We start from the raw sequence: 26557 nt of genomic DNA, 5'->3' as shown, positions 1-26557 counted from the left end.
AACTAACTAAAGAAAATGTGCAAAAAACAAGGCCCACTCGGATTGAGTAGGCCTTGTTCTGTATGTCCAATTAAATAATTGGTCCACCTTTAGAGATGATCTCTTCAGAAACACCAGAGAACTTTTTGAAGTTCTCGCGGAAGCTATCTGCAAGTTCTTTTGCTTTTTTGTCATATGCATCTTTGTCTGCCCATGCATTGCGTGGGTTCAAGACGTCACTTGGTACGCCAGGAACTTCTTTAGGAATCGCAACGCCGAATACAGATCCTTGCTCTGTTTCTACGTTCTCAAGTTTCCCTTCGATTGCAGCGCGAACCATAGCGCGTGTGTAAGAAAGTTTCATACGCGTTCCAACGCCATACTCTCCGCCAGTCCAACCTGTATTGACAAGGTAGACGTTTGCGCCGTGCTCGTCAATTTTGTTTCCAAGCATCTCTGCGTATACAGCAGCTGGAAGTGGTAGGAATGGAGAACCGAAGCATGTTGAGAATACTGGTTGTGGGCTTGTGATCCCGCGCTCAGTTCCAGCAAGTTTTGATGTGAAGCCACTTAGGAAGTGGTACATCGCTTGTTCTTTTGTTAATTTCGAGATTGGAGGCAATACGCCAAACGCATCCGCCGTTAAGAACACGATTGTTTTTGGATGACCAGCAACAGAAGGCACCATGATGTTGTCGATGTAATCGATTGGGTAAGCAGCACGTGTATTCTCTGTTAAAGAGTTGTCATCGTAATCTGCTTCACGCGTCTCTTCGTTTACGACTACGTTCTCAAGAACAGTACCGAATTTGATTGCGTTATAGATCTCAGGCTCATTTTCTTCTGTTAGGTTGATACATTTTGCGTAGCATCCACCTTCCATATTGAAGACGCCCGTATCGGACCAACCATGCTCGTCGTCACCAATTAAATGACGGCCTTTGTCAGCAGATAAAGTTGTTTTCCCAGTTCCAGATAGACCGAAGAACAATGTAACGTCGCCTTCTTCGCCTACGTTTGCAGAACAGTGCATTGGAAGAATGCCTTGCTCCGGAAGCAAGTAGTTCATAATACCAAAGATGGATTTTTTCATCTCACCCGCATACTCCGTACCACCGATTAATACGATGCGCTCTTCAATAGACACCATGATGAACGTCTCAGAGTTCGTACCATCAACTGCAGGATCTGCTTTGAACGTTGGAGCACTCACAATTGTGAATTGTGCTTCGTGGTTAGCAAGCTCTTCAGCAGTTGGACGAATGAATAATTGATGGGCGAACAAGTTGTGCCATGCGTATTCATTGATTACTTGGATTGGTAGGCGAGACGCTTCGTCTGCACCAGCGAATCCTTTAAATAAGAAAAGAGCATCTTTTGCTTGTAGGTAATCGACAACTTTAGCATATAAGTTTTGGAATACTTCTTTTGAGATTGGGCGGTTGACTGAACCCCAATCTACTTTATCACGTGAAATATCTTCATCTACCATATATTTATCTTCTGGGGAACGCCCCGTATACTTTCCAGTTTCAGCACGTAGTGCACCAGTTGAAGTCAGCATACCTTCACCACGAGCAGTTGCTTGTTCAACAAGTTCCGCTACAGATAGTTGCGTGTGGACTTGGTCTCCCGATAATAAAGACTGAATTGCGCTTTTTGTATCGATCGATTGCATAGGTTAAATACCATCCTTAAATAGATTTTCCGAAGTGACGGAATGCTAATATGTGAATTAGTATAACACATTAAACTAAATAGTCTACACTAATACGTCACTTGACTAGTGATTTTTTTGTGGGGACTTTCACACAGTTTTTTGTTGACTTTCGATAGGTGAATGCGTATGATGGAAAATTGAACGGATACTCTTATCCCGAGCTGGTGGAGGGGTCAGGCCCTATGAAACCCGGCAACCTCAATAAGATAGAGATGCAAGACTTATTGAAAAGGTGCCCAACCTGAGACAGGGGATTCCCCTGATTGATAAGAGTGAAAGGTGCAAAGAAATCATCCTTTCCTCATTAGTGAGTGAAAGGATTTTATTATTTATGAACGCCTTCAACCATGCGCCAAATCCAAAACAGCTTCAAGTATTCTAGGCTTGCCATGGGGAATGAGTACCGGTTCAATTCACGGGAGCAATCCCGCAGGATCAAGAAGGAGGAAATATATCATGACACAACGTCGATTATTCACTTCGGAATCAGTAACAGAAGGCCATCCGGATAAGATTTGTGACCAAATCTCAGATGCGATCCTTGACGCAATCTTAACTGAAGACCCGAATGCACGTGTAGCGTGCGAAACAACTGTCACAACTGGACTTGTTCTAGTTGCTGGAGAAATTACAACATCTGCTTATGTAGACATTCAAAAAACGGTGCGTGAAACAGTTCGAGAAATCGGCTACACACGTGCAAAATTCGGTTTTGACGCAGATACATCTGCTGTTTTAACTGCAATTGATGAGCAGTCTGCAGATATCGCAGCTGGAGTAGACCGTGCACTTGAGGCACGCGAAGGGTCCATGACAGACGCTGACATCGAAGCGATCGGAGCGGGTGACCAAGGTCTGATGTTCGGATTTGCTTGTAATGAAACAGAAGAATTAATGCCACTTCCAATCAGCTTGGCGCACAAATTATCACGTCGCTTATCGGAAGTACGTAAAAACGAAACACTTGAGTACTTACGTCCAGACGGTAAAACACAAGTGACTGTTGAATACGATGAAAACGGCAAGCCAGTGCGTGTCGATACAATCGTAATTTCTACACAACACGCTCCTGAAATTACTCTAGAGCAAATTCAGTCTGATTTGAAAGAACACGTCATCAACGCAGTCGTACCGGCTGAGTGGATTGACGAAAACACGAAATACTTTATCAACCCAACTGGCCGCTTCGTAATCGGTGGACCACAAGGAGATGCTGGTTTAACTGGCCGCAAAATCATCGTTGATACGTACGGTGGTTATGCACGTCACGGTGGCGGTGCATTCTCTGGGAAAGATGCAACAAAAGTTGACCGCTCTGCAGCATATGCAGCACGTTATGTTGCGAAAAACATCGTAGCAGCGGGTCTTGCAGATAAAGTAGAAGTGCAACTTGCTTATGCAATCGGTGTAGCACAGCCAGTTTCAATCGCTGTGGATACATTCGGTACAGGAAAAGCAACAGAAGCAGACATGGTAACATGGATTCGCGAGTTGTTTGACCTACGCCCAGCGGGAATCATCAAGATGCTTAATCTTCGTCGTCCGATCTACAAGCAAACTGCTGCTTACGGACACTTTGGTCGTACAGACATCGATGTACCTTGGGAAAAAACAGACAAAGCAGCTGAGTTGAAAGCAAAAGCTGGTTTATAAAATGAGGAAACTCCCGAGGAATTTACTTCCTTGGGAGTTTTTTTATTATTCTTGCAAACCTTTATAGTATTGACCCTTTTCATGATACTCACGCACTATGCGCTCCATGTCCTTCTTATCTTCCTCGTTGACAGCCCGCACAACCTTCGCTGGCCGTCCATATGCCATCATACCAGCAGGAATCACTTTTCCTTGAGGGACGAGACTACCGGCTCCGATAAATGCACCTTCTCCGATTTCGGCACCATCTAAAATGATGGAACCCATTCCAATTAAGGCACCTTTCCGGATAGTGCAACTATGCAGTGTCACTTGATGACCGACCGTTACTTCGTCTTCTATGACAAGTGGGAACTGGGGACTTTGGTGAAGGCAACAAAGATCTTGGATGTTGACCTTACGACCAATGCGTGTCGCATTGACGTCGCCGCGAATGATAGTGTTGAAAAATACTGAAGACCCTTCACCGATTTCTACATCTCCTGTGATGGTCGTGAAATCCGCAATAAACACGGACGGATGGATTTTTGGAGTTTTTTCGCCAAATGGATAGATCATAACAGACTTCCTTTCTATACCCTTGCTATACTATAAAGTAAGTGTAGCAGAATGAGAAAGGGGAAGGTAGCCATGTGGATATGGGAAACCGAAAACCAACCGAAAGCCATTGTCGTTATCGTCCATAATGTATTGGAACATCATAGACGCTACGCATGGGTTATAGAATATTTACGAAGCAACGACTGCCATGTTGTCATGGGTGATCTTCCAAGTCACGGAGAAGCCGCGAAGAACAAAGGCCTCCATAATGAATCGATTGATGAATATGAACTGTATTTGGAGCGCGCCATAGAGTATGCTAGCCAATTTCATTTACCGATATTTTTACTGGGGCACGGATTCGGAGCTACGACGATTCTTCACTATATGCGAAAACCGAGAGAGTCGGTTGCAGGCCTTCTTCTGACAAGTCCTTGGATCGACTTAAAAGCAACCCCTTCGAAATGGTCAAACCGGATAGCAAAATTAACAATCAATCAACGTCTTGAGTTTCCACTCGATGCTGAACTCTATATTTCCGATGCCGCTCTCCAACAAGAATATCAGGAAGACGAACTCGTACATACGACGGTCACTACGGAATGGTATGAAGCATTGCAAGAGCGAATGAAAACAGTCGGACAATCTTCACGCGAATGGACAGTGCCTGTTTGGTTACAACTGGCAGCAGAGGACAAAGTGATTTCAGTGCCAGCTGTGCGCACATGGATGGCGGGTCAAAAATTCCCGACGCTTCATTACTCGGAATGGACGTCTGCGCGCCATGATATTCATCAGCATACCGATCGTGAATTTGTTGCAAAAAGTGCGATTGATTTCATTCATTTGGCCGTGCTTCGACTTGGCTATGTCCTATGACGTCTGACCTCGTATATGATATACTCGTATGACAAACCTTATAAGGAGAGGAATCATGCAGCAACTCATTCGTAATATTATAGTAGAAAGTCCATCAAAAGTTGGAAATTTAGGTCTTGTCACTTCTGCCATCGGAGCAGCGGAAGGGGATATTGGCGATATTAAGTTGATCAAAAGCGGTCCGTTGACAACTGTTCGCGATATTTCCGTCACATGTCGGGATGAAGTACATCTACAAACGGTTATCCAAAACATCGAGTCAATTGGCAATGGTGTTGAAATCCATGCAGTGACGGATGATGTGTTGAAAGCACATGAAGGTGGAAAAATTGCGATGAAGAGCACCATTGATGTGCGTTCACTCGGCGATTTGCAGCGCGTCTATACACCTGGAGTAGCAAGTGTCTGTTTAGAAATTGAAAAGCACCCTGAGCAAGCAAAGTATTTCACTTCAATTGGGAAATCAGTGGCGATTGTAACAGATGGAACGGCAATTCTTGGCTTAGGAAATATCGGCTCTGTCGCTGGCATGCCGGTTATGGAAGGGAAATCTGTTTTACTCGATCAGTTCGTTGGCTTAAGCGGCGTACCGATATTATTAGACACAAGTGACCCTGACAAAGTTGTAGAGACAGTCAAACATATTCACCAAGGTTTTGGTGCCATCTTACTTGAAGATATTGGTTCTCCTCATTGCTTTGAGATTGAAGAACGTTTAAAAGCAGAATTACCGATACCGGTCATGCACGATGACCAGCACGGAACAGCAGTCGTGACATTGGCAGCCGTTTTAAATGCTTGCCGCGCAACAGGTGTTGATCCGACTAAAGCAGTCGTGGGTCAAATCGGTCTCGGCGCAGCAGGACTCGCCATCGTTCGCATGTTGTTAGCGTATGGTGTGAAAGATGTTTACGGAATCGATCGTCAGCCAGAAGCCATTGAGCGTCTTCACAAATATGGCGGGAAATCAAAAGACTCATTAGATTCATTAATGGCAGAATGCGACATCGTCATTGCGACAACGGGTGTAGAAGGCTTGATTAAACCGGAAATGGTGCGTGAAGGCCAAATCATTTTAGCGTTATCTAACCCTAATCCGGAAATTCAACCGGCAACAGCGATCAAAGCAGGTGCTGCATTCGCAGCAGACGGACGTTCAGTCAACAATGTTGTCGGCTTCCCAGGAATTTTCCGTGGGGCTCTCGATGCGGAAGCAAAACAAATCACGTATCCAATGCTGATTGCAGCAGCGGAAGCGATTGTAAGTCACACGCGCCGTGGCGAATTGATTCCAACTCCGCTAGATCCAGCACTTCATATGGTTGTGGCCCGAGCAGTAGAGGAATCAGCCGCGAAGGAACAACTTTAACAAATAAAACCAGTATCATCTCTTGATTCAATTCAAGAGTCGATACTGGTTTTTTTAGTTCTTTCTCTCAATCACCACAAGCTCCGGCGGCGAATTTTGTTGATTGAGAAAGGCGCTATGCAGAACCTGGTACTGTTCTTGTGGCAATGTGGCTACGAAGTCGAGAACTGCAGATCGTTCGATTTTTCCAGTTTGATGACCGTGATAGATGACAAGGACAATGCGACCTTTCACAACGAGCAGTCGAAGGGCTGCTTCAATCGCTTGAATCGTCTTCGAACTTTCCGTAGTAACGGTATGATCTGCACCGGGAAGGTAACCTAAATTAAATACAACTGCACGCACGCCTTGTGAGATAAATTCCTCCAGGCGCTCATGACCTGCTAAGATGACTTCTGCATGTTCCACTCCCGCACTCGATAGGCGCTGTTTGGTTGACTCGACAGCCGCCTGTTGTATATCGAACGCCACAACCTTCCCACTAGGAGTTACAAGCTTTGCTAAGTATAAAGTATCGTGACCGTTTCCAGCAGTTGCATCCACGACCACGTCACCGGGCTCGATAATTTCTTTTAAATAGATCTTCGATTGATTTAATGCATTTTGTAACATACAGGCACGTCCTTTCCACTCTAGTTTATCATCTTGTTGGAATATGAAAAAAGGTCTAAAATGGGTGGAGTGAATGGAGATGACGAATCATGCCAAAGCGTGTTTGGCTTTTAGTAATTGGAATGTTGATCAATGTCACAGGGAACTCATTGCTGTGGCCTTTAAATACTATTTATATGAATGACTACTTAGGAAAATCGTTATCCGTCGCTGGACTAGTGTTAATGGCAAACGCCGGTGCTGGGATCATTGGAAATCTGCTTGGAGGTTGGATGTTTGACCGGCTAGGTGGGTATAAATCCATCATGTTCGGTATTACAATCACACTCGTGGCCCTTATTGGGTTGAATTTTTGGCACGGATGGCCCCATTATGTATACTTTATGATTTTAATTGGGCTTGGCGGGGGAATTGTCTTCCCGAGTATGTACGCACTTGTCGGAACCGCTTGGCCAGAAGGTGGACGGCGCGGGTTCAACGCCATTTATTTGGCAGCGAACGTGGGAGTGGCCCTAGGACCAGCTGCAGCAGGAATTATTGCGAGTTACTCGTTCGATTATTTGTTTACAGCGAACATGTGGATGTATGTACTATTCTTCTTACTCGCACTTGTTGCCTACCGCGAATATGACACGAAAGCGGCTGTCAATACGAACGTCTTGCAAGAACGGAGCAAGATTGACCGGAAAGCCCCATTTTATGCATTGCTGCTGATCTCTGGTGCGTATTTACTCGCATGGGTTGGCTATGTACAGTGGCAATCTACAATTTCAACATATACTCAGCAGATTGGAATCACGTTAAAGCAGTACAGTTTGTTGTGGACGATTAACGGTGCGCTTATTGTGCTTGCACAACCACTCATTGCACCCGTTGTGAAGCGACTCGAACACCGCATCAAATTGCAGATGGTTGTCGGTCTCATTATTATGCTCATTTCCTTTATTGTCGTAGCTTTCGCCGAGCAGTTTACGATGTTTGTCGTGTCCATGGTGATATTGACGCTCGGAGAAATGTTCGTCTGGCCGGCGGTTCCAACGATTGCGAATCAACTAGCACCACCCGGGAAAATTGGGTTTTATCAAGGCATCGTCAACAGTACGGCTACGGTAGGCCGCATGATTGGGCCTGTTATAGGAGGAGTCATTGCAGACCTCCAAGGAATGAGTGTGATGCTACTGTTCATTACTGTTTTCATGGCAGCAGCGATCATACCCGCTGTTTTATATGACAGACCCCTTCGAAAGGAGACGGAACAATGAAAGACTGGATCGGGTTATTATCAACAGAAGTATTGGATCAAATTCTCGAAAATGCATTTCAATGGTTCGTGGTAGTCGACCGGGAGGCAAAGATTTTATACATAAATGAAGAGTACTGTCATTTTCTTGAGGTCAAGCGTAAAGACGCCATTGGGCAACATGTCGCAGATGTCATTGAAAATACGGAGATGCACAAAGTAATGGAAAAGGGAGAGGCAGACATTGCCGCGCCTCATTACATTAAAGGGACCTATATGCTCGCAAACCGAGTACCTCTAGTTGTAGAGGGAGAAATCGTCGGCGCCTTCGGAAGTGTAATATTTCGAGATATGACTGACTGGAAACGACTGAGCGCCCATGTTAAGACGACAATGGAACGAATCGATCAACGGTTTAGTGGTACTGCAGATCACTTGACGGATCTTGAAGACATTATTGGTGAATCACCGGGCATTCGAAAAGTGAAAGAGGCAATCCGCATGATCGCGCCAACGAAACTTCCAGTGGTCATCGAAGGGGAAACCGGCACCGGAAAAGAAATGTTTGCAGAAAGCATTCACAAGCTATCCGACCGTTCCGATAAACCGTTGCTCAAATTAAATTGTGCAGTGATTCCTCAAGAGCTTGCAGAAAAGGAGCTGTTTGATCCACAGGAAGGTAAGGTGTATCAAGCTGCCAGTGGAACGCTTGTGTTAGAAGAAGTTCATGCGTTAGCAATACCGGTCCAAGCGAAACTGTTACGATTTTTGACTGAAAATGAACAGTCGACAACCGACGTGCGTCTTCTGTTCTCATCGAATCGAAATCTTGCAGAACTCGTATCTACAGGGGTCTTCCGTGAAGACTTGTATTACCGGATTCAATCAGTGTATCTAAAAATTCCACCATTACGAGAGCGTATGGAAGATTTTTCACTTCTAACGAGATATTTCATCCACCGAATCGAACAACAAGAGGGGAGAAGAGGTTTGAAAGTCGATCCGAAAACGTTGCGTCATTTAGTGGAATATCAATGGCCAGGAAATGTACGTGAACTGTACAACACTTTGCGTGCGATGGTCTATATGACTGAAGGGAATCGACTCACGACGGCTTCTATTCCTATGCATGTCTTCCAATCCTCAAAAACATATCATGCAACATCGGGAAAGCTGGAAGATATTTTAGCGCAAACGGAAGTCCAAGTGCTCGAAAATGCTCTTGCCGCATTTCCAGACAAAACAGAGGCGGCCAAGGCACTAGGCATTAGTAGATCGACATTGTATGAAAAATTAAAAAAATATAACTTATGACCTAAAATCCGGATTTTAAGACAAAGTGTCTTATTTTCCGGATTTTTTAAATAGCTTTTATATAGTGCTCATACCTGTTTTTGAATGAATGTGTACGGAAAATCGGACAAGTTTCGAAGTCGAGATTGTCACAGTTTCGTCACAGTCTATTGCGATGTCTCGGTCCTTCTGTTTTAATACTTATGAAAGCGCTTTTTTACACACAACTCGAGGAGGAAGTTTCCTATGAAGCCAATCTATTCTTCTGCAGAAGAAGCAGTAAGCCAAATTCAGGACGGAGCAACACTTATGGTAGGTGGTTTTGGTCTTGTCGGTATACCGGAGCAACTGATCATCGCTCTTGTGAACAAAGGTGTTAAAGATTTAACAGTCATCTCCAATAACTGTGGAGTCGACGACTGGGGATTAGGTTTATTACTAAAAAATAAGCAGATCAAAAAAATGATCGGTTCGTATGTTGGAGAGAACAAAGAATTTGAACGCCAAGTTCTGTCTGGCGAAATCGAAGTTGAATTAACGCCACAAGGGACGCTCGCTGAAAAATGTCGTGCAGGTGGGGCAGGGATTCCTGCATTCTTCACACCAGCCGGAGTCGGCACTGTTGTTGCTGATGGCAAAGAAGTCCGTGAATTTGACGGCAAAGAATATGTCTTAGAAGAAGCACTAGTTGCTGATTTCGCACTCGTACGTGCTGCAACAGCAGATAAATTCGGAAACCTCATCTACAATAAAACAGCTCAAAACTTCAATCCAATGATGGCGGCAGCTGGTAAAGTGACGATCGCTGAAGTGGAAGAAATCGTGGAGACAGGTACTCTAGATCCAGCGATGATTCATACACCGAGCGTATATGTACAAGGTCTATTCCAAGCGAAGCAAGAAAAGCGGATTGAACGTTTAACGACACGAGACTAATTAGAGGAGGAATTTTCATGACTTTATCAACACGCGAATTTATTGCAAAACGTGCAGAGATGGAAATTGAAGATGGCAACTATGTAAATCTCGGTATTGGGATTCCGACACTTGTTGCAAACTTTATTGCACCGAACAAAACGGTTGTCTTACAATCTGAAAACGGTCTACTTGGAATAGGGCCCTACCCTACAAAAGACCAAGTTGATCCAGACTTAATCAACGCAGGGAAAGAAACTGTGACTACTATTCCAGGTTCTGCATTCTTCACAAGCGCAGAGTCTTTTGCCATGATCCGTGGAGGCCACATTGACGTTGCCATCCTTGGTGGTATGGAAGTATCTGAAAAGGGTGACCTTGCCAACTGGATGATTCCAGGAAAGATGATCAAAGGTATGGGTGGCGCGATGGACTTGGTGCACGGCGCTAAGAAAATTATTGTCATCATGGATCACGTGGCAAAGGACGGATCTCCGAAGATTAAAAAAGAATGTACGCTTCCTTTGACAGGTAAAGGTGTTGTGAATTTAATTATCACAGACCGCGCTGTCATTGAAGTGACAGAACATGGACTCGTCCTCAAAGAAGTATTTGAAGGACATACAATTCAGGGCGTCGTAGAAGCAACAGAAGCGGACCTGAATGTGGATAACGTAAAGGAAAACGTTTCGTTCTAATACGACCCCATGACTAGATGGGGGAAATGAAATGGAAACAGTTTTTAGTATGATTGGTCTGCTTGGCGGACTCTTTCTATTAATCTTTTTGACGATGAAAGGTGTTAATATCATCATCGTTGGACCAATTTCCGCAATTTTTGTGGCGGTTTTATCTGGAATGCCTTTATTCCCGCAACTGGCGGCTGAAGGTGTACCAAACTTTGTAACAAGTTACATGACAGGTTTCACAGGATTCATCATGTCTTGGTATTTGATGTTCTTACTTGGTGCGATTTTCGGGAAAGTGATGGAAGATAGCGGAGCAGCGGATGCTGTTGCAAAGTTTGTAACTGACAAACTAGGTTTGAAATATGCAGTATTAGCTATTGTTATCGCCTGTGCTATCTTGACGTACGGTGGAGTTTCTTTATTTGTAGTTGCATTTGCCGTCTATCCAATGGCAATTTCACTATTCAAACAAGCGAACTTACCAAGACGCTTTATTCCGGCAACATTAGGTCTTGGTTCTGTGACGTTCACGATGACATCAGCAGGTTCACCAGAAATTCAAAACTGGATTCCGATTCCTTTCCTTGGCACGAATGCCTATGCAGGGTGGGAAGTTAGTATCATTGTCGCCATCTTCATGGCTGTATTTGGTTATATGTGGTTAAAAAAGCTAATTGTGAAAGCAGTAAACAAAGGAGAAGTGTTTGAGGCACGTCCAAATGATCCAACGTTTGACACGACACGACCATTACCAAACCCATTCCTTTCTTTTGTACCTCTCGTTGTCGTATTGATCATTGCATTCATCTTCCATGATTCACTGCAGCAGTCGGCTTTAATCATTGCCTTGTTGTCTGGTATTTTGGCAACATTCATTGTTAGCTGGAGATACTTTAAAAATCCATGGGAAGCTGTCTCACAAGGGACTCTTGGAGCAATTATTGCAATCGGGAACACGGCAGCAGTAGTAGGTTTCGGTGGAGTGGCAAAAGAAACAGAAGCCTTTTCAATTGCAGTCAATGCAATGACGAGCATTCCAGGTTCTCCGCTTATAGGAGCAGCAGTTGCTGTCTCTGTTATTGCGGGTATGACGGGCTCTGCTTCGGGTGGTCAACAAATCGCTTTACCACTAATTGCACCGGGCTATTTAGATGCTGGTGTGAACGCGGAAGCACTTCACCGTGTAGTTGCGATTTCATCAGGTGCACTGGATTCACTTCCGCACAATGGGTATGTTGTTACGACAATTCAATCGATTTGTGGCGAGAAGCATAGTGCAGCCTACTGGCCAATGGCGGCAGTAACTGTAGCAATTCCAGTGATCGGTGTAATTATTGCGATTGCTCTATTCTCATTAGGCTTTGGTATTTAACAGTAAAGTGATTAAGCCGCCTCGTGCGGCTTTTTCTATTCAGAATAGCAACAGGAGGGACATCGATGGTACAAGATAAAGTTGTATTAATTACAGGAGCAGCTCAAGGGATCGGTTTTGAAATTGCAGAAGAGTTTTTCAAAAATGGAGCCAAAGTTGTGCTTACAGACATTAACGAAGAAAAAGTAAAAGAATCCGCTGCAGCGCTTGGTGGCGACAGCCTTGGTATTAAATGTGACGTGACAAACGAAGAGGAATTGAAAGCTTCGATTGATCAGACAGTTGCAACATTTGGTCGACTAGATATCTTAATTAACAATGCTGGGATGCAACACGTGGCAATGCTTGAAGATTTTCCGACAGAGCGTTTTGAACTTCTAATTAAAATCATGCTGACAGCACCGTTTGTCGCAACGAAACACGCACTTCCGCATATGCGTAAACAAGGTTTCGGCCGCATTATTAATATGGCGTCTATCAATGGTCTTGTCGGGTTTGCAGGGAAAGCTGCATACAACTCAGCGAAACACGGCGTGATTGGATTAACAAAAGTGGCTGCACTTGAAACGGCAGTAGACGGCATCACAGTCAATGCGATTTGCCCAGGTTATGTGGACACACCACTTGTGCGCAATCAGATGCAAGACTTAGCGACAACACGCAACGTGCCACTTGAAAGTGTACTCGAAGAAGTCATCTATCCATTAGTTCCTCAAAAGCGTCTACTAGACGTAAAAGAAATTGCAGACCTTGCAATGTTTATCTCGAGCGAGCAAGCAAAAGGGATGACAGGTCAGGCAGTTGTATTAGACGGCGGCTACACGGTTCAATAAAGCACTTGAACAACGGCGCGTCTTCCGGTACAATTACAATCAATAACAGACTGTGATAAGGATCAGTAGGAACTGTAGATTTCTTTAGAGAGCTGGTGGGTGGTGCAAACCAGTGAAATCCGATTCTGAACTCCCCTTTGAGTCAAACAGGCGAACATTTAGTAGTCTGTTTCGTATTCCGCGTTAAGGAATCAAGTTGAGCAGAATTCTGCTAATTTGGGTGGTACCGCGTGAGACTAAATTTCTCTCGTCCCTTTTTTAAGGGGCGAGTTTTTTTATTGTCTAAAATGCGCCACCAACAAGGAGGAACTACAATGAGTTTTCCGCATCAGGAAATCGAGAAGAAGTGGCAACAATTTTGGGATGACAACAAAACATTCCGCACAGAGAACGACAACTCAAAGCAAAAGTTTTACGCACTAGACATGTTCCCATATCCATCAGGAGCTGGCCTACACGTAGGACACCCAGAAGGATACACGGCTACAGATATTTTGAGCCGTATGAAGCGTATGCAAGGGTACAACGTATTGCACCCAATGGGGTGGGACGCGTTTGGTCTTCCTGCAGAGCAATACGCACTAGATACAGGAAACGACCCGGCTGAATTCACAGCGCAAAACGTAGCGACGTTCAAGCGTCAGATGAAAGATCTTGGCTTCTCCTATGATTGGGACCGTGAAGTAAATACGACGGATCCGAACTACTACAAGTGGACGCAGTGGATTTTTATTCAGCTGTATAACAAAGGCTTGGCGTACGTGGATGAAGTGGCTGTGAACTGGTGTCCAGCTCTTGGTACCGTTCTTGCTAACGAAGAAATTGTCGACGGCGTTTCAGAGCGCGGCGGCCACCCAGTCGAGCGACGTCCGATGCGTCAATGGGTGTTACGTATCACTGAATATGCAGAGCGTTTACTGGATGATTTAGAAGAACTGGACTGGCCGGAAAGCATTAAAGATATGCAGCGCAACTGGATTGGCAAATCTGAAGGTGCTGAAATCACGTTTGCAATCGATGGAACAGATAAGAGCTTCCGTGCTTTCACGACGCGCCCAGATACTTTGTTTGGTGCAACGTATGCCGTGCTTGCTCCTGAACATGCTTTAGTGTCGGACATCACAACAGCTGATCAAAAAGAAGCGGTGGAAGCTTACTTAGATAAAGTGAAGTTAAAGAGTGATTTAGAACGTACGGATCTTGCGAAAGAAAAGACAGGCGTATTCACAGGTGCTTATGCCGTTAATCCTGTATCAGGTGAAAAAATGCCGATTTGGATTGCAGACTATGTACTTGCTACTTACGGAACAGGTGCTATCATGGCGGTTCCGGCACACGACGAGCGTGATTATGAGTTCGCTACTGAATTCAACTTACCAATCAAGGAAGTCGTGGCTGGAGGAGACATTACAAAAGAAGCATACGTTGGGGACGGCGAGCATGTGAACTCGGAATTCCTTGATGGTTTAGGTAAAGAAGAAGCTATCGCAAAAATGATTGGCTGGTTAGCGGACAAAGGTGTCGGCGAAAAGAAAATCACGTACCGCTTGCGCGACTGGCTATTCAGCCGCCAACGTTACTGGGGTGAACCGATTCCAATCATTCACTGGGAAGATGGCACAATGACGACAGTTCCGGAAGATGAGCTTCCTCTAGAACTTCCAAAAACGACAGACATCAAACCAAGCGGCACTGGCGAGTCACCACTTGCGAACATTGAAGAATGGGTGAACGTGGTACATCCTGAAACCGGCATGAAAGGTCGTCGTGAAACTAACACCATGCCACAATGGGCAGGTAGCTGCTGGTACTATATCCGTTACATCGATCCAGACAATGCGGATGCAATCGCAGATCCAGAGCTATTGAAACGTTGGCTGCCTGTAGATATTTATATCGGTGGAGTCGAGCACGCTGTTCTTCACTTGCTATACGCGCGTTTCTGGCACAAAGTGTTGTACGATGTAGGCGTCGTCCACACGAAGGAGCCATTCCAGAAGTTATTTAACCAAGGAATGATTCTTGGGGAAGGTAACGAGAAGATGTCAAAATCAAAAGGCAATGTTGTTAATCCGGACGACATCGTTCTTTCACACGGTGCCGACACATTACGTATGTATGAAATGTTCATGGGACCACTTGAAGCAGCTGTTACATGGTCAACAAACGGATTAGACGGCTCTCGTCGTTTCCTAGACCGCATCTGGCGTTTGATGATGACAGAAGAAGGGACGCTTGCTGCGAAAGTTCAAGAGTCATCGGACACAACACTTGAGAAGGTCTACCATCAAACAGTGAAAAAAGTGACAGAAGACTACGAAGGCATTCGTTTCAATACAGCCATTTCGCAATTGATGGTGTTCATCAACGAATGTTACAAAGCCGATGTTGTGCCAACGCACTATGCAGAAGGTTTTGTGAAGATGTTGTCCCCAATTGCACCGCACGTAGCGGAAGAGTTGTGGCAGCACTTAGGTCACACAGAGTCCATCACATATGCAGAATGGCCAACGTATGACGAGAGCAAATTGGTCGATAACGAAATCGAAATTCCGGTTCAAGTGAACGGAAAACTTCGTGCGAAAGTCGTTGTGGCGAAAGATGCTTCTCGTGAAGAAATGGAGAAAATTGCGTTTGAAAACGAAGTAGTAAAAGAGTGGACAGACGGCAAGGAAATCCGCAAAGTGATTGCAATCCCTGGCAAGATGGTCAATATTGTCGTTGGATAATAGATCAGCCCCCTTCACCTATTTTGGTGGAGGGGGCTTTTGATTGAGTTCATTAAAAGTGGAAATCCCTACAGCCAGGTTGCCATTTCCTGGGTGAGTTTCCCTGAGCCTCCCCACGTAAGCTGAAAGAAGAGCACTTTCATCTTCGTTGCCGGGTCTCAGGAAAACTCAGATGGCCCGGGAAATGACAACCTGGCTTCCGGGATTTGATACCAACTTTAATCGCAAAAAAAGAACTTCCAAGTTAATGGAGTTCTTTATTTGAATTATTAACTGTTATTTATGTACCTTCTCATCTACGAACTTTTACACTATTTTTGTAAGACCCAGCAATTATTACGTAGCAAAATAGTAATGTGGCAACTATTAATATCGTAACCGAGATGAAACTAGGATCACCCAGAAGAGCCTGAAAGATATTTACCAATGAAATTCCTTTATCTATCCATCTTAAAATACCTGATAAGATGAAACCAGTCAGTATACCAGAAAACATAAGTATCCAAAATTTAGATTTACTCATATCAGCCTCCAAAATTTTAAATATGTTGAATTAGTACTTCACTTAACATAATAATATCATAATATTCTATATTTGGAATTTTATTTCCTTTTTTTAATGGGTGACAGGCACCGATTTCTCTCTTTAATTGCGACGAATCCCTATATAACACCATTTTTATTTCCAACAGTTCCCATTTGGTGCCTGTCACTTATTTTCAAAACCTCAGCGACACAAGCCCTTGCTAGGAAAGATCTTAGGAAATTAGGGTCTGGTTATTGAATTAGTTTCCATAAAACGACTTCGGTAGAATAAATTCGATTTGGGTAGATTAAATCCCACTTTGGGTAGAATAAATTTCACTTTCGGTAGAAGAACGGTCGCTCAGTTTTCGAGTGACCGATTTTTCATGGATTCTCTTTATTAATTTTCCTTAACTCAACGCCTTGGAGTCGGCTCCACATTTAGGCGAAATCGAGTTCCGAACGCCAGAAACACGCTCCGGAATCAGCCGCACCCGCAAAGGCTGAAAAGCGCCTTCACGGGCACGTCTGATTTCCTCGGAGTTTCTAGAGTGGCGTTCTACACATCTAGAGTAATCGAGTTGCGCCTCCTAGAAATCCCGCAAGATGCCAACGCATCCCATGAAGCAAAGAGCGCTTCACGCGCTCCGCTGTCATCTTGCACAATTTCTGAACAGTCGGCTCCACATCTAAAGTGACGCCGCACTCATCCCCGCAACTCTGCCTGTAACAAGGGCCGCTGTGATATTGTAGCCGCCCGTGTAGCCGTGGATATCCAAAACTTCCCCGCAGAAATAAAGCCCGTGCTTTTTCTTCGACGCCATCGTCTTTGGCTCGATTTCTTTAATTGAAACACCGCCACCCGTCACATAAGCTTTTTCAAGTGGCTGCGTACCATCGACTAGCATCGAAAACGACTTCAACAATGTAGAGAAAGTACGTACGCGTTCAGCTGACAACTCTTCACCACGCAAGTCCTCACTGATTTCCGCACGCTTCAGCAAAAATAACAGCCATCTTTCCGGGACAAGGCCTTTCAATGAATTCTTCACTGCTTTTTTTGGTTCGTCTTTTAAAATGCCGTACACATGTTGGAACGTTTCTTCACCGTTCTTTTCTGGCAATGAATCGATGCGCAGTTCGACTGGTTTTCCACCATTTTTCTTACGTTCTTTTACAACAAATTGACTGCAACGCAAGATAGCGGGACCGCTGACGCCAAAGTGCGTGAATAGCATATCCATCTGATGCGTTACTAGTGTTTTGCCTTTAGCGTTGTGCACGCTCACGGCAACATCGCGAAGAGCAAGGCCTTGCAATTCTTTTGTGCGAATAAATGCTTCAGAAGATAAAACGGGTACTTCTGTCGGGAAAAGTTCCGTTACTGTGTGGCCAGCTTTTTCTGCCCATGGGTAGCCATCTCCCGTCGAGCCTGTTTGCGGAACTGCTTTTCCACCAACGGCAACTACAACGGCATGCGCGCGAATTTCTGTACCGTCTTCGAGGCGAACGCCAAGTACTTTTTCATCGTCCATTAATAGCTTCGCAACTTTTGTTTGTAGACGGACGTCTACATGCCAGCGTTTCATTTCGTCAATCAAAGCATTGACAACATCCATGGCTTTGTTCGAAACCGGGAACATGCGCCCGTGATCTTCTTCTTTTAAAGGAACATTCAACGCTTCAAAAAACGCAATGATGTCTTCGTTATTAAATACGGAGAATGGACTGTACAAGAATCGACCATTTCCTGGGATGTGCTTTACGATTTCTTCTTGAGGCAGACGGTTTGTTACGTTACAACGTCCGCCACCAGAAATGGCTAATTTTTTTCCGAGCTTTGTACCTTTTTCAATGAGTAAAACTTTTTTCTTTTCGGCACCTGCAGCGCACGCCGCCATAAGTCCAGACGGCCCGCCGCCGATTACGATTACATCAAACATGAATTGGTCACAATCCTTTTTTTCTTTTTAGTATACAGCATTGAGCTTTTGTGTGAGGAGCTGTAAACTGAAAGATAGACATTTTGCAGATGGGACGATGATGATGGCAGGAAATTTGCTGAAAGGCACTATGATATTAACGCTCGGGCTCGTTTTATCACGAATTCTTGGCGTGCTTTATGTAATACCGTTTTATCAACTGATTGGGGAAGAGTATGTGGTGCTTTATCAATACGCATATGTTCCTTATACAATTATGCTAGCCATTGCGGTTTCCGGTGTTCCGGTAGCAGTCAGTAAATTTGTTTCGAAATATAATGCAATGGGCGATTACGCGACCGGACGAAAACTTGTAAAATCTAGTGGATTGATCATGCTTGGAACTGGGTTTGTCGGATTTCTCGTTTTGTTTTTTATGGCGCAACCACTCGCAGAAATAGTGATGAATCAACAAGCATCAGGAGATGTCGATGAAAATCTACCATTCAACGTCAATGATGTGGCGACTGTAATCAAATACGTCAGCTTCGCCGTGTTAGTCGTTCCGGCGATGAGTTTAATACGTGGCTTTTTCCAAGGTTATCAACATATGACACCAACTGCAGTATCGCAATTGATTGAACAAATTGTTCGTATTGCTGTACTACTTGTAGGAGCATTTGTCGTTGTAAAACTAATTGGTGGTACTGAGAAGACGGCAGTATCATTTGCTGTATTCGCTGCATTTATCGGTGCACTTGCGAGTATGGGCGTTCTGTTTTGGTACTGGAAGAAGCTGCGACCTGAGTTCGATGAAATGATGAATTACACGGGGACAACAGAATCAACAAGATCTTTAAAAACGATTTACAAAGAAATGCTGATTTACACGGTTCCGTTCGCCCTTGTTGGGGTCATTAATCCGCTTTTCCAATTTATCGATATGATTACGTTCGTGTCCTCAATGGAAGCAATCGGTGTCGCGAAAGGAACAGCCAATACGTTGCTAGGGATGCTCAACTTCTCGAGCCACAAGCTTGTGATGATTCCGGTCATGCTTGCGATGGGATTCGCGATGACACTGATTCCCTTGATTACGACATATTATGCTAAACAAGACATCGCAGGATTGACGCGTTCACTGAATCAAACATTCCAAATTCTTGTGTTCTTAACGCTTCCTGCGGCATTGGGTATTTCTCTATTGTCGTATGAATTTTATACGGTGTTTTACGAAGCAAGCGAAACAGGTGCAAGCATCTTAGCCGCTTATGCACCGGTTGCAATCTTGTTCGCTTTATACCCGGTAACTACTGCTATTCTCCAAGGAATCGATCAGCAAAAACTCATCATATTGAACTTGATGATTGGCATACTCGTGAAAATGCTGCTGAACGTACCGTTTATTAAAGTCTTTGAGACAAATGGAGCAATACTCGCAACATCTGTTGGCTACTTGACAGCCATCACATTGAATTTCCTAGTGATCCGTTACTTCCTTGCATACGAAACTAAAATGCTTTTCAGACGCTTAATACTGATTGTGGCACTTACTGCGGTCATGCTTGTACTAGCGTTCTTCACGAAGGAACTGTTAGAGCTTTTCTTAAATCCAGATTCCAAACTGCAATCTATTGTCATTATTGCAGGAGCTGCTGGGGTAGGAGCAGCATTTTACGGATTTGTTAGCTTGAAACTCGGTCTTGCTCAAAAGCTCTTTGGAGAGCGTTTAACTCGTTTCACTAGAAAGTTGGGAATTTCATGATGCGACTCGATAAGTTTTTAGGGAACATGGGCATTGGAACGCGAAAAGAAGTCAAACAGCTTGTGAAAGCACGAGCTGTCACTGTGAACGGAGTTGTTGTAAAGGACAGTGGTTTATCCATTGATCCAGACAAAGCGGATATCCGTGTCTATGATGAACAAGTACTGTATAAGCCGTATATATATTTAATGATGAATAAACCACCGGGAGTCATTTCTGCAACAGAAGATCACCGAGACAAAACGGTGCTCGATTTATTGGATGCGGACGTTCGCCATTACGATCTTCACCCAGTCGGTCGTCTAGACAAAGATACTGTCGGACTCTTGCTGCTAACGAATGACGGCGATCTAACACATCGTTTGCTTTCTCCTAAAAAGAAAGTGCCGAAAAAGTACTATGCTCATGTGGAGGGTGTTGTGACGGAAGAAGATGTTGCAGCCTTTGCGCGTGGTGTGGAAATCGGAGAAGGCTACGTGACAAAACCGGGAGAACTTATTATTTTGGAAAGCGCTGAGGTTTCGAAGATTGAACTCATCATCACAGAAGGAAAGTTTCATCAGGTCAAGCGGATGTTTGAAGCGGTGGAGAAAAAAGTCGTCTACTTAAAACGTCTTGAAATGGCCAATCTTCGTTTAGATGAGACACTTTCTGAAGGTGACTACCGGGAACTCACAGAAGAAGAATTCAAAAACTTACAGTAAACATAAAAGAGAGGCTCCGATTGGGGCCTCTCTTCGTTCTAAGTTGTGGGTTGTCTACGATGAGATTTTAACGCGTTTGTTCGTCGTTGTCCATTTCCCTCTAACAGGGCTGATGACTAGGTCATTAAATGCTAGCACGTTCAAATCTCGTTGAATCGTGCGAGGAGTGATGCCAAATTCATCGACTAAATCTTGTGTTGTTACTGTTCCGTTCTCACGGATGAACATATACATATCTTTAATTCGATTGAGCATCCGATCAGTAGTTGGTTTCATTCGTAACCACTCCTTCTTATCGTATCCTTGACTCGACTAGCGGACGATTGGTAAAACGGTTAACTAGTTACTTTAGACATCCCCTTTATGTTCAATTCTAAAACTATCTGACAATTTCATTATAAGCGCTTTTGCAACAATTTTCTAGAAAATTTGCTGATTTTACAAAACCTTAATGCTATTTCGGTGTAAAATAGAAGCATTATTCATCTTGAGGAGGACTACCATGAATTGGTTTGAACTAGCCACAGCACGAAAAGACGAGCTATTGAGAGAACTCCAGCAGTTAATTTCTATAGAAAGTGTGTTGGATGAATCTGCTGCTACAGAAGACGCCCCGTTTGGACCCAAACCTCTCGAAGCACTCGAATACCTTCTGCATCTTGGAGCAGAGCAGGGAATGACGACGAAGAATGTTGCAAACGTCGCAGGACATATCGAGATGGGACAAGGGGATGAACTGATTGGTGTTCTCGGTCACGTAGATGTTGTTCCAGCGGGGGATGGGTGGAGTGTGCCACCATTTGAAGGACGAATCGTCGGCTCAAAAATGATTGGGCGCGGCACGATTGACGACAAAGGACCGACTATGGCTGCTTGGATGGCAATGAAACTTGTAAAAGATTCAGGTATTCCACTAGAGCGACGCGTTCGTCTAATCATCGGAACGGATGAAGAGAGTGGATTCCGCTGTGTGCGGCGTTATTTTGAAACTGAAGAGATGCCAACACTAGGATTTGCGCCTGACGCTGATTTTCCAATCATTAATGCGGAAAAAGGAATCGCAGGGATTGAATTGTCTCAGTCGTCAACAAACGAGGCTTCTTCACTAGTATTTTTCCAGTCAGGAGAACGTACGAACATGGTGCCAGATGAAGCGAATGCGCTTCTCGAGTTGCCACTTAGCGAACTCGAGTCCTCTTTCCAGCAATTTTTACTTGCAAATAACCTAAAGGGAAAAGCGCAAAACGTGAACGGGAAAACTTCACTTATAGTCACCGGAAAATCCGCGCATGCGATGGAACCGGATAACGGGATCAATGCTGCAATCAAACTTGCAGAATTTCTTGTTACGTTAAATATAGGCGGGCAAGGTACGAAATTCGTGAAGACTTTGGTGGATGCATTCGGAAGCGATTCCCGTGGAAAAACATTTGATGGGTATTTTTCTGACGGTATGTCAGGTGAAACAACTTACAATGCGGGTGTCCTTCACTTTGTGCGTGAAGAAGGGTTCACAATCAAAGTGAGCATGCGCTACTCCGTCAGCGCACCGTTTGAAGAACTCGTTGAGAAAATTACGAACTATTTCAAACAGAAAGAAGTCGACGTGCGTGTCAGTTCAAACTCAGGTCCGCATTATGTAGATGCATCCGATGAGCTGATTCAAACGTTATCTACTGTATACGAAAGACAAACTGGTGAAAAAGCAGAACTTCTCGCAATTGGTGGCGGAACGTATGCACGTGTGCTTAAAAAGGGAGTTGCATTTGGTATGGTGTTCCCAGGAGAAGCAGACGTTGCCCACCAAGCCGATGAGTTTGTCGACATTGAAAATCTACTAAAAGCGACAGCAATCTATGCAGATGCACTTGCTGAACTCGCAGGAAAGAAGGACTAACTCATGGAAAAAGTACTTTGGAATGATCAACTTGTTGCACGAGACGCTGTACATATCAGCATCGAAGACCGCGGCTATCAGTTTGGAGACGGCATTTATGAAGTTGTAAAGGTATACAACGGAGACGTATTCACTGCAACAGAACATATCGACCGATTGTATGCGAGTGCCGATAAAATCGGTATGGCAATTCCGTACACAAAAGATGTGCTGCATCACTTGATTCATCAATTAATCGAAGAAAATGAACTAGGAACAGGGATTGTGTACTTGCAAGTGACACGCGGTCATTCGCCGCGGAACCATGCATTCCCGAATCCTGCAGTGGAAGCTGTTGTGACAGGCTACACACGCGAGTCAGCACGACCTGTCAACGAACTTGAAACGGGAGTTACCGTTTGTTTAGTCGAAGATGTTCGCTGGTTACGTTGTGACATTAAATCTTTAAATCTGCTTGGAAATGTCATGGCAAAACAAGAAGCCGTACAAAAAGGCTGTTTCGAAGCGGTGCAGCATCGCGGAGAAGTCATTACAGAAGGTTCGTCGTCGAACGCATACGGCATTAAAAATGGAGTTCTTTATACACACCCTGTAAACAACTTGATTTTGAACGGAATCACGCGTCAAGTCATTTTGGATTGTTGCGCAGAAATCGGTCTTCCTGTCGTAGAAGAAGCCTTTACTAAGGAACAAGCACTTCATATGGATGAATTTATTGTATCGTCGACTGGAATCGAGGTCATGCCAGTCGTGAAAATCGATGAAACCGTAATTGGAGATGGCAAGCCAGGGGAATGGACCCGAAAGCTACAGCAAGCATTCGAAGCAAAACTGCCACAACAACTTCATGTCTAATGCGCATTATTTTGTCGGGATCCCGGTCCCTTCTAAATACCATGCCTATTTCATAAATCTGCAACAAACACTTGAACTCGAGCACTATTACCGCCGTGTTACGCATGCAACTGATTTACATTGCACTTTGTCTTTTATCGGAGAGCTGTCTTCAGATCAGCTCCAACAGCTAAAACAGCTACTCTCAGAATTGAAGGGTAAACCGTTTTCGATGAGCACCACGGAGATTGCTGGGTTTGGAGAGGGCAAAATTCCTCGTGTCGTCTATACAGTGGTTGAAGGAAATCAAGCACTAGATGAGCTTGAACAAAAAGTGTGGGCCGTCACGTCACGATTCGGGGCAGATAGAAAATCACCTTATGTTCCCCATGTCACGCTTGCAAAACGTGCACGACAAATAGAGGACATTCGGTTTACAGGCCAAGCACAAATATGCTGGGAGGTAGGCGAGTTCTGTCTGTTCCGTGTCAACAAAGGTATGCGCCCCAGTTATGAACAGATTGCAAGTTTTCCACTGCAACTGGAGTTGTTACAATGAAGCGGCTCGTTGTAGTTGTAAATCCAGCGGCTGGCAATGGTCAAGCATTAAAAAAATGGCATCAACTAGAAAAGCAACTGGCGAAACCGTATGAAGTTTTCTTTTCCGAATACCATCGACATGCAGTCGAATTTGCGCAGAAAATCAGTCAAGATGCTCAGCCAACCCTACTTGTTGCGATTGGAGGGGACGGAACGGTTCACGAAGTGATTGAGGGATGTGCGGGAAGCACCCATGTAGAAGTCGTGGCTCTCTCTGCAGGCAGTGGGAATGATTTTGGTCGGACATTCACAACCGTTAAGTCCGCTGAAGAGATTGACTTACTAATGCAATCAACAATTTCTGTTCAGATGCGTATCGGTCAATTATCAACGCCACTCAATCGCGCAATTTTTGTGAACAATGCGGGATATGGATTTGACGCAAAGGTTGTCTATGCAGCCAATCGTTCGATCTGGAAAAAAAGATTCAACCGCTATGGTGTTGGGAAAGTAGCGTATTACGGAGTCGTCGTGAAGGAGCTTCTCACGTATAAGCCGTCCTCTTTACACCTTGAAATTGACGGGCGGCCGCATCAAATACCGGATGTTTGGTTTGTTGTCGTATGCAATCAATCGTATTTTGGAGGCGGAATGAAAATTTCTCCTCAATCGAATCCGGTGGATGAAATTCTGGAAGCAACCGTCGTATCAAACATTTCAAGGTGGAAATTACTTGTTTTATTTGGTACGGTCTTTATAGGCTGGCACACAAAGTTGAAAGCAGTCCAAAGTTTTTCCGGCACTAGCTTTCGCTTTCGCTTCGCACATGCAACAATTGGGCATACCGACGGAGAATTCTGCGGTGAATTGCTGCCTCATGAATGGGCAGAGGTTTCATTGAAGCCACAAACTTGGGCAATGCCCGTGAAATAGAAAGGTGAACAACTATGCGTTTACGTCATAAACCATGGGCTGAAGACTATATTAAAGCCCATCCGGAAGTCGTTATTGCGGACCCGGAATCACGAAAAGGAAAATGGCATGAAGAGTTCGGGAACACAAACCCCGTTCATGTCGAAGTTGGAACAGGCAAAGGTGCCTTTGTCATTGGCATGGCACGTCAAAACCCGCACATCAATTACATCGGAATCGAATTGTATGATTCTGTTATCGTGGTTGCTCTTGAAAAAGTACTGGAGCAGGAATCTCTTCCAAACTTACGTCTATTGAATGTAAATGGAAAAGACCTCACGGAGTATTTTGATAAAGGCGACATTGGTCAAGTGTATTTGAACTTCTCGGATCCATGGCCAAAAACCCGTCATGCGAAACGTCGTCTAACGCATGCCAACTTCCTGACACTCTATAAAGAGTTGCTACCTGAAGGTGGAGAAGTACACTTTAAAACCGACAATCGTGGCTTATTTGAGTATTCTTTGATGAGCATGACCGATTTTGGCATGAAACTAGTATTTGTCTCGCTCGATTTGCATACCAACGAGCCAGAAGACAATGTACGAACAGAGTATGAGGAAAAGTTTGCTGCAAAGGGGCAGCCGATTTATCGACTTGAAGCAAAATTCAACTAGGGGTGAAGAAATGGACACGTATCAATTTGGGGAATTTACGTTTACATGGTTAAAAGGTGGTACAACCAATATGGATGGAGGAGCGATGTTTGGCGTCGTTCCGAAACCGCTTTGGTCAAAAAAATATCCGGTCAATGAACAAAATCAAATCGAACTTCCGTGTGATCCACTACTCATTCAAACAAGTGACTACAAAATCTTGTTGGAATCGGGACTAAATGCGGGGAAGTTTGATGACAAGAAAAAGCGCAACTACGGCATTACGGACGAATCTCGTGTCAACGAACAATTAGCAGAACTCGGCTTAACACCCGCCGACATCACGCACATTATGATGACTCACATGCACTTTGATCACGCCTCTGGATTGACAAGTTTAGAGCAAGATGGTTCATACAGCTCCACGTTCCCAAATGCGACAATCTTTGTGTCGGAAGTAGAATGGAACGAGATGCGCAATCCGAATGTTCGTTCACGCAATACATACTGGAAAGAGAACTGGCAGCCAATTGAGCAGCAGGTGCAAACCTTCTCAGAAACGCACGAAGTCATTCCAGGTCTTACAATGATTCATACAGGTGGTCATAGTGATGGCCATAGCATCATCAAGATGGAACAAAACGGCGAGACAATTATTCACTTTGCAGATTTGATGCCGACACATGCGCACCAAAGTCCGTTATGGGTTTTAGCGTATGATGATTATCCGATGAAGTCTGTTTTTACAAAAGAGAAGTTAGTGAAAGAAGTGCTCGACAACGGGTACTGGGTAAGTTTCTACCATGACTCGTTTTATCGTTTGTTGAAATGGTCACCGGACGGTAAAGAAATTGTCGACGCTGTGAAACGTACACCTTAATTTGGATCCGGCCTCTGGAGTGGGGGCCGGTTTTTTTTGTTGGCGAATAGTTTCCATAACATGACTTCGGTAGAACAAATCTGATTTCGGTAGAATAAA

At 44.3% G+C, this 26557-nt stretch carries 23 protein-coding genes, 1 riboswitch and 1 other annotated feature; of the genes, 18 read left to right on the top strand and 5 right to left on the bottom strand.

Annotated elements, in window-relative coordinates; genetic code table 11:
- Positions 1–70 precede the first annotated feature (70 nt).
- Positions 71–1657, bottom strand: a complete 1587-nt coding sequence (pckA, locus tag ACF3OH_RS08800) for a phosphoenolpyruvate carboxykinase (ATP) (RefSeq protein WP_392454137.1) — start codon at positions 1655–1657, stop codon at positions 71–73.
- A 190-nt stretch (positions 1658–1847) separates the two neighbouring features.
- A riboswitch (SAM riboswitch) is annotated at positions 1848–1972 on the top strand.
- A gap of 180 nt (positions 1973–2152) precedes the next feature.
- Between pckA and metK the strand changes: the two genes are divergently transcribed.
- On the top strand, positions 2153–3352 hold the full coding sequence (metK, locus tag ACF3OH_RS08795; protein WP_392456746.1) for a methionine adenosyltransferase: 1200 nt from the start codon (positions 2153–2155) through the stop codon (positions 3350–3352).
- Between the two features lie 45 nt (positions 3353–3397).
- Here metK and ACF3OH_RS08790 read toward each other — a convergent pair whose 3' ends face one another.
- Positions 3398–3910, bottom strand: coding sequence for a gamma carbonic anhydrase family protein (locus ACF3OH_RS08790; protein WP_392454135.1), 513 nt, complete (start codon positions 3908–3910; stop codon positions 3398–3400).
- A 72-nt stretch (positions 3911–3982) separates the two neighbouring features.
- On the opposite strand from ACF3OH_RS08790, the gene ACF3OH_RS08785 reads away from it, so the two are divergent.
- Complete coding sequence (locus ACF3OH_RS08785) at positions 3983–4771, top strand: alpha/beta hydrolase (RefSeq protein ID WP_392454133.1); 789 nt, start codon at positions 3983–3985, stop codon at positions 4769–4771.
- 55 nt (positions 4772–4826) lie between these two features.
- Positions 4827–6140, top strand: coding sequence for an NAD-dependent malic enzyme (locus tag ACF3OH_RS08780; RefSeq protein WP_392454132.1), 1314 nt, complete (start codon positions 4827–4829; stop codon positions 6138–6140).
- 54 nt (positions 6141–6194) lie between these two features.
- On the opposite strand, the gene ACF3OH_RS08775 is transcribed toward ACF3OH_RS08780, so the two are convergent.
- Positions 6195–6752, bottom strand: a complete 558-nt coding sequence (locus ACF3OH_RS08775; RefSeq protein ID WP_392454130.1) for a class I SAM-dependent methyltransferase — start codon at positions 6750–6752, stop codon at positions 6195–6197.
- A gap of 89 nt (positions 6753–6841) precedes the next feature.
- On the opposite strand from ACF3OH_RS08775, the gene ACF3OH_RS08770 reads away from it, so the two are divergent.
- From ACF3OH_RS08770 to leuS, 7 genes are all read left to right on the top strand, one after another.
- Complete coding sequence (locus ACF3OH_RS08770) at positions 6842–8014, top strand: MDR family MFS transporter (protein ID WP_392454128.1); 1173 nt, start codon at positions 6842–6844, stop codon at positions 8012–8014.
- Positions 8011–9306: a sigma-54 interaction domain-containing protein gene (locus ACF3OH_RS08765; protein WP_392454126.1), complete on the top strand. Its 1296-nt coding sequence runs from the start codon at positions 8011–8013 to the stop codon at positions 9304–9306. Before ACF3OH_RS08770 ends, ACF3OH_RS08765 begins: the two co-directional genes overlap by 4 nt.
- A gap of 225 nt (positions 9307–9531) precedes the next feature.
- A complete protein-coding gene (locus ACF3OH_RS08760; RefSeq protein WP_392454124.1) occupies positions 9532–10221 on the top strand; it encodes a CoA transferase subunit A in 690 nt (229 codons plus the stop codon).
- A 17-nt stretch (positions 10222–10238) separates the two neighbouring features.
- Positions 10239–10898 carry a 3-oxoacid CoA-transferase subunit B gene (locus ACF3OH_RS08755; RefSeq protein WP_204590507.1) on the top strand — a complete coding sequence of 220 codons (660 nt, stop codon included), beginning with the start codon at positions 10239–10241 and terminating at the stop codon, positions 10896–10898.
- A gap of 31 nt (positions 10899–10929) precedes the next feature.
- Positions 10930–12261 carry a GntP family permease gene (locus ACF3OH_RS08750; protein WP_392454122.1) on the top strand — a complete coding sequence of 444 codons (1332 nt, stop codon included), beginning with the start codon at positions 10930–10932 and terminating at the stop codon, positions 12259–12261.
- Between the two features lie 65 nt (positions 12262–12326).
- Positions 12327–13094 (top strand): 3-hydroxybutyrate dehydrogenase, encoded by a 768-nt coding sequence (locus ACF3OH_RS08745; protein WP_392454120.1) that lies wholly within the window; start codon positions 12327–12329, stop codon positions 13092–13094.
- Positions 13095–13137: 43 nt separating this feature from the next.
- Positions 13138–13352: a binding site (T-box leader), on the top strand.
- A 56-nt stretch (positions 13353–13408) separates the two neighbouring features.
- The gene (gene leuS, locus ACF3OH_RS08740; protein WP_392454118.1) at positions 13409–15823 is read left to right on the top strand and encodes a leucine--tRNA ligase; all 2415 of its coding nucleotides are present in this window, start codon (positions 13409–13411) and stop codon (positions 15821–15823) included.
- Between the two features lie 1214 nt (positions 15824–17037).
- Here the strand turns inward: leuS and ACF3OH_RS08735 are convergent.
- Positions 17038–18291, bottom strand: a complete 1254-nt coding sequence (locus ACF3OH_RS08735) for an NAD(P)/FAD-dependent oxidoreductase (protein ID WP_392454116.1) — start codon at positions 18289–18291, stop codon at positions 17038–17040.
- Between the two features lie 103 nt (positions 18292–18394).
- On the opposite strand from ACF3OH_RS08735, the gene ACF3OH_RS08730 reads away from it, so the two are divergent.
- Together ACF3OH_RS08730 and ACF3OH_RS08725 are read left to right on the top strand one after the other, a co-directional pair.
- Positions 18395–20035: an oligosaccharide flippase family protein gene (locus tag ACF3OH_RS08730; RefSeq protein WP_392454115.1), complete on the top strand. Its 1641-nt coding sequence runs from the start codon at positions 18395–18397 to the stop codon at positions 20033–20035.
- Positions 20035–20739 (top strand): pseudouridine synthase, encoded by a 705-nt coding sequence (locus ACF3OH_RS08725; protein WP_392456744.1) that lies wholly within the window; start codon positions 20035–20037, stop codon positions 20737–20739. The genes ACF3OH_RS08730 and ACF3OH_RS08725 overlap by 1 nt, the downstream gene beginning before the upstream one ends.
- A gap of 54 nt (positions 20740–20793) precedes the next feature.
- Here the strand turns inward: ACF3OH_RS08725 and ACF3OH_RS08720 are convergent, their stop codons facing one another.
- Positions 20794–21015, bottom strand: coding sequence for a DeoR family transcriptional regulator (locus tag ACF3OH_RS08720; protein WP_342528807.1), 222 nt, complete (start codon positions 21013–21015; stop codon positions 20794–20796).
- Between the two features lie 226 nt (positions 21016–21241).
- On the opposite strand from ACF3OH_RS08720, the gene pepV reads away from it, so the two are divergent.
- From pepV to ACF3OH_RS08690, 6 genes are read left to right on the top strand one after another with little or no spacing between them, the layout of a single operon-like run.
- On the top strand, positions 21242–22636 hold the full coding sequence (pepV, locus tag ACF3OH_RS08715) for a dipeptidase PepV (protein WP_392454112.1): 1395 nt from the start codon (positions 21242–21244) through the stop codon (positions 22634–22636).
- 3 nt (positions 22637–22639) lie between these two features.
- Positions 22640–23491: a D-amino-acid transaminase gene (dat, locus tag ACF3OH_RS08710; protein WP_204590500.1), complete on the top strand. Its 852-nt coding sequence runs from the start codon at positions 22640–22642 to the stop codon at positions 23489–23491.
- Positions 23484–24029, top strand: coding sequence for an RNA 2',3'-cyclic phosphodiesterase (thpR, locus tag ACF3OH_RS08705; RefSeq protein WP_392454110.1), 546 nt, complete (start codon positions 23484–23486; stop codon positions 24027–24029). The genes dat and thpR overlap by 8 nt, the downstream gene beginning before the upstream one ends.
- Positions 24026–24943 (top strand): diacylglycerol/lipid kinase family protein, encoded by a 918-nt coding sequence (locus ACF3OH_RS08700; RefSeq protein ID WP_392454109.1) that lies wholly within the window; start codon positions 24026–24028, stop codon positions 24941–24943. The genes thpR and ACF3OH_RS08700 overlap by 4 nt, the downstream gene beginning before the upstream one ends.
- A gap of 14 nt (positions 24944–24957) precedes the next feature.
- Entirely contained in the window at positions 24958–25599 is a 642-nt protein-coding gene (gene trmB / locus ACF3OH_RS08695) for a tRNA (guanosine(46)-N7)-methyltransferase TrmB (RefSeq protein WP_392454107.1), read from the top strand.
- Positions 25600–25609: 10 nt separating this feature from the next.
- The gene (locus ACF3OH_RS08690; protein WP_392454106.1) at positions 25610–26458 is read left to right on the top strand and encodes an MBL fold metallo-hydrolase; all 849 of its coding nucleotides are present in this window, start codon (positions 25610–25612) and stop codon (positions 26456–26458) included.
- Positions 26459–26557: the final 99 nt, after the last annotated feature.

The sequence above is a fragment of the Chryseomicrobium aureum genome, from assembly GCF_043182735.1.
GTDB lineage: Bacteria > Bacillota > Bacilli > Bacillales_A > Planococcaceae > Chryseomicrobium > Chryseomicrobium aureum.
This window is presented reverse-complemented; position numbering and strand designations above follow the sequence as displayed.